This is a genomic window from Polyangium sp. y55x31 (genome assembly GCF_029946505.1).
Taxonomy (GTDB): Bacteria; Myxococcota_A; Polyangia; order Polyangiales; family Polyangiaceae; genus Polyangium.
In genome coordinates this window covers 89,766-102,116 of the sequence record NZ_JARZHG010000011.1, presented here as the reverse complement: position 1 = coordinate 102,116, position 12,351 = coordinate 89,766, and the positions used below count along the sequence as shown (strand labels likewise).

The following is a 12,351-nucleotide window of genomic DNA, read 5'->3' as shown; positions in this document are numbered from 1 at the left end:
TGGTTTGTCCACACGTATCCGAACGAGAAGGACGGCCCAAAGAAATGCGCGCACGAGCCGGGGATCCCCCCCGCACGATGCCCCAGAAGATCCTCGCGGGACGCGCCGCCGATCCGCAGCTCCGAGGAGATCTGGTCCAGGTCAAGGTCGATCAGATCATCCTCTCGCGATCGCCCAACCGAGCCCTCGGCGAGGCGCTCTCCGCCGGGATGAAGAAGACCCCGGTCGAGATGGCCGTGGCCTACGACGGCACCTGCGTGACCGACGCGCGCGCCCTCGCCGACGTGGCCGCCGGCGCGCCGCAAGCCGTCTCGCCAGAGCTGCCCGCGTACAACGTGCCCATCGCACGCGGCGGCATCGGCTTCCCCGCGCCCGTGCACCTCGAGCGCTTCGCCGCCCCAGCAAGGCTCGCGCTCACGGACGACGCACGCCTCGCCCCCGTCGGCGGGGTCGGGATGCTGACCCTCGTGGTCTCCCCGAGCCAGCTCGGCCAAGCCCTCGCGACAGGCTCGACCTGGGTGCGCCCGCCGCGCAGCGTGCAGATCCACCTCTCGGGCCGCGTGCGCCCGTTCGTGTGCGCGCGCGACGTCGCCCTCGAGCTTCTACGCCGTGGCATCGACGAGATCGTACGGCGCATCGAGTCCGAGCATCACGCGCCCGTCGTGCTCGAATTCGCAGGCCCGAGCGCGCGCCTGCTCTCGGTCGCAGAGCGCGCGGTGCTCTGCGGCATCGCGCCGCAGGTCGGCGCCGCCGCAGCCCTGTTCGTGAGCGACGAAAAGACCGAAGTGTTCCTTCGGGATCAGCGCCGATCCAAGGCGCACCGCGCTCTCGTTCCCGATCCGGGCGCGCCGTGCGAGGAGGTCGTCTCGCTCGATCTCAGCACGGTCGATCCGCTGCTCATGGACGAAGCGGGCGTCGTGCGACCCGTGCGGGATCTCGCGGGCAAACCCGTAGGTCAGGTCGTACTCGGCGGCGACTCCGGCGTGACCCTGCGCGACATGCTCGCGGCCGCGCTTCTTCTCAAGTCGAAGCGTGTTCCATCGCGGCTCGACCTGCTCGTCGCGCCGCCGTCGCGCCAGGTGCTCGAAGTCCTCGCGCAATCGGGCGCGCTCGTGGATCTCGTGGCCACAGGCGCGCGCATCATCGAGCCCGATCGGCGCGTCGTGAAAGGCGAGCTTTATCCGCCGCCCTCGGGGACGATCTCGCTCCGCACGGCAGAGCCTGCGCCGCGCGTTCCCGGCGTGCCGTCGTTCGTCGTGGCCTCGGCCGAGACGCTCGCATACGCAGTGGCCACGGGGACCGTCGGGGATCCACGCTCGTTCAAGCGCCCCGTGCGCGTGACCGTGCCGCGCGCGCTGCCCACCGACGACGTGCTCGTGCTGCGCGACAAGAAGGGCGAGGGCACAGCCGCAGGCAAGTCGCCCGCCTTGCCGCCGCCAGCGTCGTGGAAGGGGCCACTCGTGCTCGACCTGATCGAAGGCGCCTCGCGGCCGAGCTCGAACGGCAAATCCACGGAGGCACAACCAGCGCCCGGAGGTCCGCCCATCGCAGGCGGCGTCATCGCCGTGCTGCGCTCCCTCGACGAGGTCCGCGCCGTCGTGGAGAAGACGATCGACCTACCCGCGCTCCGCGCCGTCGTCGCGCCATTCGTCCCAAGCACCGCAGTGGCAGCGCTCGCAAGCGAAGGCATCGCAACGTTCGAAGTGCCGCCCGCATCGCTCGACGGCTTGAAGGGGCAAAAGAGCCTCTCCTTGCCCGAACCCGCAGCGTGGGGGGACAAGGTCGGCGCAGTCGTTGGAGAGCAAACGATCGAGATGACCTGGCTCGCGCTCGGCGCGGAGCGGACATGGACGCACGCGGGCACGTCGCGCTCGCCAGGGTCGTCGAAGGCTTCGAAGGCGTAGCGCCGGGGTTTCACCCCGGACCCCGTCTGGTCAACGATGGGGCTACGCTCGGCAAGCCGAGCTACGCCCCAAACCCCGGGGTTGTCCACCCCTGGACCCGGACCAGCGCAAGCGCTGGACTCGGGGTCGATGAGCTGCGCGGAGCGCAGCTCATCGAACGGGCCCGTTGGCAAGATTGGCAAGGGGCTGGCCAGCCGAAACGGCAGCGCTGCCGCCCCCAGCCGACACATCGACCCTGCTGTCTTGGTTGGCAACGCCGCTCGTGGTCTTGCCACGGGCCCGTCGTAGAAACCGCGCATCGCGCGGTTTCTACGCCTTCGGTCCAGGCCGTGCCTGGTCCGGGGTGCAGGGGGCGGACAGCCCCCTGCTGGGGTGCGGGGCGACGCCCCGCTCCCGCGCTCACGGAGTCGGCAACGCCTTCTCCAGCTTGATCGAGGCGAGCTGATCCCGCAGCCGCACCGATTGCTCGTTCACCTCGATCTCGAGGATCGTCAGACGCTTCGTGATCTCGCCGAGACGCACCGACGCCTTGCCGAGACGATCCGTGAAGTCTTGCCGCATCTTGTCGGTGTTCTGGCGCGACACCGTGTCTCGCGGGTCGTCCTTGATCTTCTCGATGGCCTTCAGGTTCCTCCGGAGCTGCTCGCTCTCGCGCTCCAGCGTGTTTTGCTCGGCCTGCAGCTTGTTCCGCTCGTCGAGCGCCGTGCGCAGCCGACCGCGTGAGTCCCACGCCTTCTTCAGCTCTGCCACCACGACCTTGTCGGCGCGTGCATCGTTCATGTAGGCCTTCACTGCGTCGTCGGCGAGCTGCGACAGCACGTCGACCTGACGCGTGAAGCTGCGACGCTCCTCCACGTCGAGCACGTTCGTCCCGCGCTTCGGCGTCGTCTGCGGCACGAGGGCGCTGCCTGTGCCGACGTTGTCTTCGGTGCCTTTGGGCGGGTTTTCGAGCCGCGTGCCGGGCATCCGCGCGTGCTTCACGAGCGTCTTTGCGTCGGAGTCCGTGCCGTTCTTGATCGTGTACTTCGTGTGGTAGACCCAGTCGCGCTCGATGTAGAGCTGACCCGCTTCGATCTTCGCGAGGCGCGCGCTGAGCTCGTCCTCCGTTCGATCCGTGGTCACGGCGAGGCCTCGTTCGAGGGCGAACGGCACGGTCGCGACGGCACCGGGCGGCAGCGGATCGACCATGCCTTGCCCGAGGAACGCGCCGCCGTCGAACACCGCGATCGGACCTTTTTCGAGGATGCCTTTCGTGTTGTTCGTGAAACGCGCGACGCGGAACGGATGCGAGAACGACTCGCGCACGCCGCCGTCCGGCGAGTACAGGAAGATCGCTTCGCCGGGCACGCTTTGCGCGAGCAAGAGCACCATCGTCGCGCTCTTGTTCGGGATGTCGACGGCGAAGGGGAGATCGTAACGCGTCGTCCCGCCTTCCATCGCGACGGCTGCGAGTGCGTTCACGTTGCGCGGGTTCGACGGCGTCACCGGGGTCGGCATCTCCATCGGATATGGCGCGGGCGCGGCTGCCTGACCGGTGGCCGGATATCCGCCGCCGTAGTTCGCCGCGACGCGGCCTTTCTTCGCGGGCGCCGATCGCGTCGTCGACGAGCGCGGCGCCGCATATCCGCGGCCCTCGCCGCCGCTGGCATCGCCGTCCTGCGCCTCGTCCTTCGCGACCTCGGCCTCTGCGAGCAGCCCATCGAGGGTCTCGCTCTCTTCTTCTGTCCGCGTCGCTTCCCTCGACGGAGGCGGCGGCGGAGGCGCGGGCGCCATCGTGGGCAGGCTCGTCTCGCCCACGGGCACCGACGCGATCACCTCGCCTTGATCCGTCACCACCGGGCGCGGCGGCACCACGGGTTTGTCGAGGGTCGCCTGGAACGCGAGCGGCGCGCCTGCGACGAGCGAGAGCCGCACGCCCTTCCAGTCCTCGCCCGACTGGTTCTGCACGATGCCCCAGGCCTGCAGGTCCGCCTTCCCCGTCCCGGTGCTCTCGGCCTTCCCGATCACCAGGCGATACGAGGGCCGCCAGACCGGCGTCTCCGCGACGTACCCGACCACGAGATCGTGCTCCTCGCCGTCGAGCGTCAGCCGCACCGTCTCGCGACCATCGCCCTTCTTCTTCTTCGGCGGCTTCGGCGGCTGCGGCGGCATCGGCATGCCGTACCGAGGCTCGGGCATGGGCGGCTCGGCCTCGCTGTCCTCGCCCTCCTCTTCGCTGTCGCCTTCGTCCTTGTCCTTCTCCAGCTCGACCGGGAACGACGCGCTGCGCACGCTGCTCCCGCCTTGCTCCATCACGGCGAGCGTGGCGAGGAAGTCGCCGATGCGCTCCGTGCGCACCTTGAACGCGACCTCGGCCTCGTCCACGTGCCCGGCGCGCTCGTAGTACCCGACGCCGTTGCGGTAGATGACCACGCGCCGGAGCGCGAGACCGCTCGCGACGTCCGGCCCTCGCGCACATCCCGCGAGGGGGAGCGCGGACGTCAGAAGGAGAAACCCACCCACGGTGCCCAATCGAAAGCGAGAAAAACGGCTCATGCGTTGCCTCGAACGCGCGAGGATACGCGCCCTTACAGCAAAATGTGTTGTTTTCGCGGCCGTCCGGCACGAACGGGGGTAGATAGCCGGCGCCATGCCCTCAGCTCTCCGCTGTACCGCGATCCTGGCCCTCGTCGGGGCCTCCGCTGCCTGCACCCAGAACGGCGAATCCCAGCCGCCGAAGCCCGCCGCCAGCCCGGCCGCCGAGACGACGAGCGCCGCTGCGCCCGTGACCTCGGCCGCGCCCGCCGCGAGCGCAGCTCCGGCTGCCACGACGGCTGCCGAGGCTCCGAAGGCTGCGCCGGCTGACGCGAAGGGGACGGGGCTCCCGAAGGACCTCAACGTCCTCGTGGTGACGGTCGACAGCTTGCGGGCCGACATGCCCTGGCTCGGCTACCCGCGCGACATCGCCCCGGTGCTCACGAAGTTCGCGAAGACGGCGGTCTCGTACTCGCGCTTCTACGCCGTCTCTTCGTACACGGCGATGAGCCTCGGCGGCTTCCTCTCGGGCCGGTATCCGAGCGAGCTCGAGCGGAGCGGCTACTTCTTCGGCAACTACCCCGACAGCGTGCTCATGTTCCCGGAGCTCTTGCAGAAGGCCGGCGTGCGCACGTTGACCGCGCACGCGCACTTCTACTTCGATCAAAAAGCCGGCTTCCGCCAGGGTTTTGATGTCTACGAGATCATCCCGGGTCTCTCGGTGGACAACACCACGGACAAGAACGTCACGAGCCCGGCGCACGTCGATCTCGCGAAGAAGATCCTCTCGGAGAAGGCGAACACGGGCGGCCGCTTCTTCGCCTGGTTCCACTTCCTCGATCCGCACGATCAGTACATGCCGCACGACGGCATCGGCCCGTACGGCAAGTCGACGCGGGACAAGTACGACGCCGAGGTCACGTTCACCGACCAGCACCTCGGCAAGCTCTTCGAGTTCGTCGATTCGCAGGAGTGGGGCAAGCGCACGGCGATCATCATCTCGAGTGATCACGGCGACGCGTTCGGCGAGCACGGCATGTACCGCCACGGCTTCGAGCTCTGGGACGTGCTCACGCACGTGCCGCTCATCATCCGCGCCCCGGGCATCACGCCCCGCCAGATCGACGAGCCGCGCAGCGGCGTGGATCTCGCGCCGACGATCCTCGAGATGTTTGGACAGCCAAAGGATCCGGCCATGCAGGGCACGAGCCTCGTGCCCGAGCTCTACGGCAAGGATCCCGAGAAGCGCGACGTGATCCAGGATCTGCCGCGCACGAGCGACAACGATCGACGCAGGGCCTTCGTGCGCGGCGACTTCAAGCTCATCGCCGAGGGCGACGACGCGGGCTACCGCTTCTTCAACCTGAAGGACGATCCGGCCGAGAAGGTGGATCTCAAGAAGAAGAACGCGGACGAGTTCGAGAAGATGAAGGCCGCGTACAAGGAAAGAAGCGGCACGATCAAGGACGTTTGTCCGAAGATGCGCGAGAAGCTGAAGGGCAAGAACAAGAAGAAGCCCTGCTGAAGGAAGGGAGCGACGAGCCGTGGACAAACTCGGGCGAGGCGCGTCGGGGCTCCGTCACCTCCGATGGGCGCGCGAGATTTACGCGACCCTGGCCGCGCACGTGGAGCACAGCGGGCTCGACGCCGAGTCGAAGAAGGCGCTGCGCAAGGAGCTCACGAGGCTCGACAACTGCATCCAGGAGCTCTCCGGCGCGGTGAAGGCGTACCGCGATTTCCTGGAGCGCGAGCGCGTGCGGTACCGCGGCGCGATCCGCGCGGCGACGTTCGACGCGCGCGCCTCCAAGGGCGATCGCCTCGTCGAGGCGACGGCCGCGATGGAACGTGAATCGCTGCCGCGTCAGCGCACGCTGAAAGCCGCGCTGGAGCTTGCCGTCGCGGAGCTGCGCGCCCACCTGTCCGAGATGGACACGCGGATCGCCGGGGTCGTGTCCGAGGCCTTCGTGGAGAACCTCTATCCGCCGCTCACGAAGGATCGATCCCGCGTCGCCGATGTCGGAGACGACGACGACGACGCGGCCGGCCGCGACGAATGACTCAGTGAAAGATCGAGGCGAGCAGCCCGAGCGCCGCCTTCTTCCGGATCCCGTCTCCGCTCGTCGCGCCCACGCACATCGGGCAGCCCGCCTGACACGTGCAGCGTGAGACGAGCTGCCGCGTCCGCGCCACGAGCTCGTGCGCCGACTCGTAGATCCGCTCGGCCAAACCCACGCCGCCGGGCACGTTGTCGAAGAGGAAGATCGTCGGATCGAACCCGGCGTGCGGACCACCCGACGCCTGCGGCGGCAGGTTCTCGTCGTCACCGCCGTCGCCGAGCGTCTGCCCGATGTCCCGCGGATCGCACATGAGCGCGAGCGTCGAGACCGTCTCCAGCGCGACCGCAATCCCGCGCATCCCCTCGATCGCTGCGGCGCGCCCGAGCCCGAGCTCCATGCACACCTCCTCCGGCACCGTCAGCCAGAAGCTCGTCGTGTGCATCTGCATGTCGGGCAGCCGCACGTCGCCGTAGCCCGTGTTCTCGTGCGTGTGGAACTTGATCTTCTTGTACCCGACGATCTTCTCCACGACGCTCACCTCGCCCCAGCCGGACATGGCCCGGCCGAGCGGCGCGCGCGCGCTCTCCTCGATGACGGTCACCTTGCGCTTCGTCATCGCGGTCGTGAAGTAGTCGGGCTCGACCTTCGTGACGAACGCCTTGTGGTTCTCGTAGTCGAGTTTCTCCACCTGGTACTGCTCGCCGTCGTGCTGGTAGATCGCCTGCTCGTGCAGCATCGTGTGCGTCGAGCGGAAATCGAGCTCGGCGAGGACCTTGCCCTGGGCCCGATCGATGATGACGAAGTTGTCCCAGCCCACGGTCCGTAGGCTCACGTGGTTCGCCGGGTACGCGTCCGTCGCCCAGTGGAACCGATCCTCGGACTCGTGCACCACGCCATGTCCGGCGAGGAACCGCAGCGCGGCCTCCGTGTTCTCGGGGTCCATGCCGCGGTAGTCCTCGCCGCGCAGGAACGGCATCTCGAACGCGGCGCACTTGAGGTGCTGGATCAGGATCTCGGTGTTGTCCGGATCGATCCGCGCCTGCTCGATCTCGCCGCGCAGGAGGTACTCGGGGTTCGTCGCGAGGTATTGATCGAGCGCCGTCGAGTTCGCGACCATGACCGCGATGCTCGTGCCGCCGCGCCTGCCCGCGCGGCCGAAGCGCTGCCACGTCGCCGCGATGCTGCCCGGGTAACCCGCGCAGACGACGGCATCGAGCTCGCCGATGTCGATGCCGAGCTCGAGCGCGTTCGTGGCCACGACGCAGAGGATCTCTCCCTCGCGCAAGCCGTGCTCCACGCGCCGCCGCGTCTCCGGCAGATACCCGCCGCGGTAGCCCATGATCGCGTCGGGCCCGACCTCGTCGCCGACACGATCACGCAGGTACTTCAGCATGATCTCCACGGAGTTCCGCGACTGCCCGAACACGATCGTCGGCACGCGCGCCCGGATGAGATCCACCGCGAGGTGCACCGAGGCCTTGAGCGTGCTCGCGCGCACGCCGAGCTCGGCGTTCACGACGGGCGGGTTGTAGACGAAGAGCCGACGCGCCCCCCGCGGCGCGCCCGACTCGCCGAGCACGCGGATCCGATCCTCCGGCACCCCGAGCAGCCGCGACGCGTGCTCGCCCGGGTTGCCGATCGTCGCCGTCGCGCAGAGGAAGATCGGATCCGACCCGTGGAACTGCGCCACGCGCCGCACGCGCGCGAGCACGTGCGCCACGTGCGAGCCGAAGACGCCGCGGTACGTATGAAGCTCGTCGAGCACCACGTACTTGAGCCGCTGGAACGTGCGCGCCCAGTGCGCGTGATGCGGCAGGATCCCCGCGTGCAGCATGTCGGGGTTCGTCATGACGATCGGACTCCGCTCGCGGGCCGCGCGCCGCGCATCACCCGGCGTGTCCCCGTCGTAGACGATGGCCGGGATCGTGAGCCCCGCGTCGCGAATGAGCTTCTGCACCCCGGCTTCCTGGTCCCGGGAGAGCGCCTTCGTCGGGTAGAGATAAATCGCGCTCGCGTCGGGATCCGCCATGAGCGACGAGAGCACGGGCAGGTGGAAGCACATGCTCTTGCCGCTCGCCGTCGGCGTCGCGACCACCACGTGCTTGCGCTCCTTCGCGGCCGCGAGCGCCTCGGCCTGATGCGCGTAGAGCCGCGTGATCCCGCGTGACGCGAGCGCGCGGCGCAATGCGTCGGGCAGGTCGGCCGGGATCTCTCGATAGTCCCCGTCGGACGAGGGGAGGGCGCGATCGGCGGTGAGGCAAGGGCGCACGTACCCGGAGGCGAGCCAGCCTTCGATCACGGCATCGACGCCCACGGGCTGCTTCCACGGCGGCAGCGGCATGGCGCGCATACTAAACGGATGTACCGCGGTGCGCCACCACGCCCCGGGGAACAAGGAGGCCTGCTGGGCCGCTTTGCAGGTCCGTGGCCCATCGCGTACACATGGTCGACCCCATGACCGGACAAGACGCCGAGGAAAAGCCCGCGGAGGCGCCCCCGAACGACGCCTACCGCCCGTCCCTGCTCTTCCTCGCCGTCGTCACGGTCGTGTCCGCCGCGGCCGATCTCGCGTCGAAGGGCTGGGCGAAGGCGGCGTTATCCGGGGCGGACAAGGGCCGCGCGAAGAGCATCGAGGTGATCAAGGATCACTTCGACTTCATCTACACGCTGAACCCGGGCGGGGCCTGGAGCTTCCTCCGCAGCTTGCCCGAGAACCTCCGGCGCCCGTTTTTCCTCTTCGTCTCCTCGGCCGCCATCGTCTTCATCGTCTCGGTCTACCGCCGCATCCACCGTGATCAGTGGGCCATGCGCTGGGGCCTGCCCCTCGCGCTCGGCGGCGCCGTCGGCAACCTCGTCGACCGCATCCGTTACGGCTCGGTCATCGACTTCATCGACTTCTACGTCATCCGGAACGGCCGCGAGATCCACTGGCCGACGTTCAACGTCGCCGACATCGCCATCGTCGCCGGCGTCCTGCTCATGGCCCTCGATACGTTCCTGTCGCGCAAGACGCGCAGCGGATCGGGCGAGCCGGCGGCGCCGCCTGCCGAGCCCCTGACCGCGGGCCCCGCACCCCAAGCGCCCGTGCCTCCGGGAGAGGCGTGAGGCAATTCGACACTGGACAGCCGACACGCCTCGCGGTACCGCCGAACACGCTACGGAAAGATTTGGCGCACCCACCGGGCGCACCATCGCGAAGACCATGACGGAAGAGAAATCCGAGGAGTTACAGTCCGCCGGCGCAGCGGGCGAGGGGTCGAACGAGCCGAGCGCGGAGGCCCCGGAGATCGGGGCGGGCGAGGCCCCGAAGGCCGCGCCGCCGTACCGCGCCTCCTACGTCTTCCTCGCCGTGGTCGCGATCGTCACGCTGGCGCTCGATCTCGGCAGCAAGTGGTGGGCGGTCGTGAACCTCGACAAGCCGTTCGCCCGCGTCGACCTGATCAAGGGCTACCTCTCGCTCGCGCTCGCGCACAACCGCGGCGGCGCCTGGGGCCTGCTCCAGAACGAGAGCGAGAACGTGCGCCGGCCGTTCTTCGTGCTCGTGTCGATCGTGGCGATCGCCTTCATCGTCTCGCTCTACCGCAAGCTCGCCCCGAACCAGACGGCGCTCCGGTGGGGCCTTCCGCTCGTGCTCGGCGGCGCGCTCGGCAACCTCGTCGACCGCATCCGCTACGGGCACGTCATCGACTTCATCGACATGTACATCGGCAACGGCACCGGCCTCGACAAGCTCGTCGAGAAGATCTCGGGCCCGATGCGCGAGTACCACTGGCCGACCTACAACATCGCCGACATCGCGATCGTGGCCGGCGTCATCCTGATGGGCGTCGACATGTTCACGTCGCGCAAGAAGAGCGCGCCGCCGAAGAAGGCCGAAGAAGCCTCTTCCTGAAGGAGCCATGCGACCCGAGCTCTTCCGCGTCTTCTACCTCGACATCGGATTCCCGGCCTATTTTGGCCTGCTCCTCGCGGGCTTCCTCTTCGCCACGGCCCTCGGATCCATGTGGGCGCGGCGGATCGGCCAGGATCCCGACGTCGTCGTCGATCTCGGGCTCGCGTGTCTGCTCATGGGCGTCGTCGGCGGGCGGCTGCTCCACGTGATCGCAGACGGCTACTTCTGGGACTACGTGCACCTCTGCACGGATCCGACGAAGGTCGACTGGCCCTACAACGAGGCCCAGTGCGGTCAGCTCGTCCCGCGCGGCTCGGGGTTCAACCTCCTCGGCTGGTATCCCTTCGGCCAGGAAGAACGGGTCGCACGCGGGGTCTGGGACGCAGCGCGCGGAGTTTGTCACCCGCCGGCGCAGGACTGCTTCGCGTGGGCGAAGTTCTGGCAAGGCGGGCTCGCGTATTACGGCGGGTTCATCGGCTCGTCGCTGATGGCGGTCTACCTGCTCAAGCGCGACAAGTTCCCCTTCTGGAAAGCCGCAGACATGGCCGGGTTCGCCGTGCCGCTCGGGCTCGGCTTCGGGCGCATGGGATGCCTGCTCGCAGGCTGCTGCTTCGGCGTGCGCACGGACGGGCCGCTCGGGCTGGCGTTCCCCCCGAACAGCCCCGCGAGCGAGGCGCAGTGGAAGCTCCACGAGCTGCCCGGCATGAACCACGTCTCGCACCCGGTGCACCCCACGCAGATCTACGAGTCGGCCGTCTCCTTCGCGATCGCGGCCTTCTGTCTGCTCTACGTGCACGGCAGGAAGCGCTACGACGGTCAGGTGTTCGTCGCATTCCTTGCGCTCTACGCCATCGGCCGCTTCCTGCTCGAGTTCCTCCGCGCCGACGACCGCGGCGCGCTCCTCGGCCTGTCCACCTCGCAGCTCATCGGCCTCGCCATCTGCGGTCTCGCCTTCGCCCTCCACAAGCACCGCACCCGCAGCTCCTCGGCCACGCCCCCGGCAGCCCCGACCGCCAAGACCGCAACGGCAAGCTAATCGTCCGCGCTGAATCGATGCGCGCCCCCCGTGAGGCATTTTGCCGCACGCGGGAAGCGCTTATCCTTGGCGCATGAAGACGTCCTCTTCGCTTTCCCTCGTCCTTCGAGTCTCCACATTCGGGAGCCTCGTCTTCGTCGCGGCAGCATGCAGCTCGGCAGACACCGACCTCGGGCCGCGGCCTCCATGCACCGGCGAAGGCTGCGTGAACCCGGCCGGCGGCTCCGCCGGAAGCGGCGGCGGAGGCGGGCAGGGGGGCGAAGGCGGCGGAATGCTGTCGAACGACGTGACCGGCAACGTGGGCGTGCTGAACGACCCAAGCTTCTCCCAGATCGGCCCCTACGCCGGCGCCGCGACCATCTTCGCGACATCGAGCACAGGCATGCCGCTCGAAGCGCCCTACGGCGACATGGTGACGAGCTTCAGCCTGCCCTCGGTGATCAGCGGGACGCCCTGGATCTTCGTGCGCGACGAGACCATCGGAGCCACAGGCATCCTGTCCACCCACTCAGCCGTGCGCGTGCCCTCCTCAGGCCCCGTGACCCTGCCCGTGGTCGATCGCAACGTGCTGTCGTCCATCGCAGCGACCTTGCCCGCGCCCATCGTGCTCGACACGACGCGCGCACACCTGATCATCAAGGTTTCACGCAACGGCCAGCCGCTCTCCGGAGTGGCGCTGACGACGTCGCTGCCAGGCGCCGAGATCGTCTACGACACAGGCGTCGGGCTCTACTCGAACCAGACGAACCTCACAGGCCCAGCAGGCGTGATCCTGGCCCTCGACGTCGATGCGCCCCAGACGGCCGAGCAACGCACGTTCACGCTGACAGACGCAACGCAGCAGGGCTTCATGATCCAGCTCCCCATCCAAGCAGGCGCAGCGACAGTCGCAGCGTTCGTGTTGTAGACCTGTCCTTGACGGGATCAGGGCCATCCTCGAAAGTACGC

At 68.6% G+C, this 12,351-nt stretch carries 9 protein-coding genes; 7 read left to right on the top strand and 2 right to left on the bottom strand.

From position 1 onward, the window contains the following. Window positions 1-77 precede the first annotated feature (77 nt). Complete coding sequence (locus QHF84_RS20795; RefSeq protein ID WP_281315088.1) at window positions 78-1,904, top strand: aconitase family protein; 1,827 nt, start codon at window positions 78-80, stop codon at window positions 1,902-1,904. A 399-nt stretch (window positions 1,905-2,303) separates the two neighbouring features. On the opposite strand, the gene QHF84_RS20790 is transcribed toward QHF84_RS20795, so the two are convergent. Then, on the bottom strand, window positions 2,304-4,439 hold the full coding sequence (locus QHF84_RS20790) for a hypothetical protein (protein ID WP_281315087.1): 2,136 nt from the start codon (window positions 4,437-4,439) through the stop codon (window positions 2,304-2,306). Window positions 4,440-4,533: 94 nt separating this feature from the next. Here QHF84_RS20790 and QHF84_RS20785 point away from each other — a divergent pair, with 94 nt between their 5' ends. Further along, complete coding sequence (locus QHF84_RS20785) at window positions 4,534-5,943, top strand: sulfatase (protein ID WP_281315086.1); 1,410 nt, start codon at window positions 4,534-4,536, stop codon at window positions 5,941-5,943. Between the two features lie 19 nt (window positions 5,944-5,962). After that, window positions 5,963-6,475 (top strand): hypothetical protein, encoded by a 513-nt coding sequence (locus tag QHF84_RS20780; RefSeq protein ID WP_281315085.1) that lies wholly within the window; start codon window positions 5,963-5,965, stop codon window positions 6,473-6,475. A 1-nt stretch (window position 6,476) separates the two neighbouring features. On the opposite strand, the gene QHF84_RS20775 is transcribed toward QHF84_RS20780, so the two are convergent. Continuing rightward, on the bottom strand, window positions 6,477-8,816 hold the full coding sequence (locus tag QHF84_RS20775; RefSeq protein ID WP_281315084.1) for a DEAD/DEAH box helicase: 2,340 nt from the start codon (window positions 8,814-8,816) through the stop codon (window positions 6,477-6,479). Between the two features lie 113 nt (window positions 8,817-8,929). Between QHF84_RS20775 and lspA (QHF84_RS20770) the strand changes: the two genes are divergently transcribed. From lspA (QHF84_RS20770) to QHF84_RS20755, 4 genes are all read left to right on the top strand, one after another. Beyond that, window positions 8,930-9,580, top strand: coding sequence for a signal peptidase II (gene lspA / locus QHF84_RS20770; protein WP_281315083.1), 651 nt, complete (start codon window positions 8,930-8,932; stop codon window positions 9,578-9,580). A gap of 97 nt (window positions 9,581-9,677) precedes the next feature. Next, window positions 9,678-10,367 (top strand): signal peptidase II, encoded by a 690-nt coding sequence (gene lspA, locus QHF84_RS20765; protein ID WP_281315082.1) that lies wholly within the window; start codon window positions 9,678-9,680, stop codon window positions 10,365-10,367. A 7-nt stretch (window positions 10,368-10,374) separates the two neighbouring features. Next, window positions 10,375-11,403 (top strand): prolipoprotein diacylglyceryl transferase, encoded by a 1,029-nt coding sequence (locus tag QHF84_RS20760; RefSeq protein ID WP_281315081.1) that lies wholly within the window; start codon window positions 10,375-10,377, stop codon window positions 11,401-11,403. A gap of 73 nt (window positions 11,404-11,476) precedes the next feature. Then, window positions 11,477-12,310 (top strand): hypothetical protein, encoded by an 834-nt coding sequence (locus tag QHF84_RS20755; protein WP_281315080.1) that lies wholly within the window; start codon window positions 11,477-11,479, stop codon window positions 12,308-12,310. Window positions 12,311-12,351 lie beyond the last annotated feature (41 nt).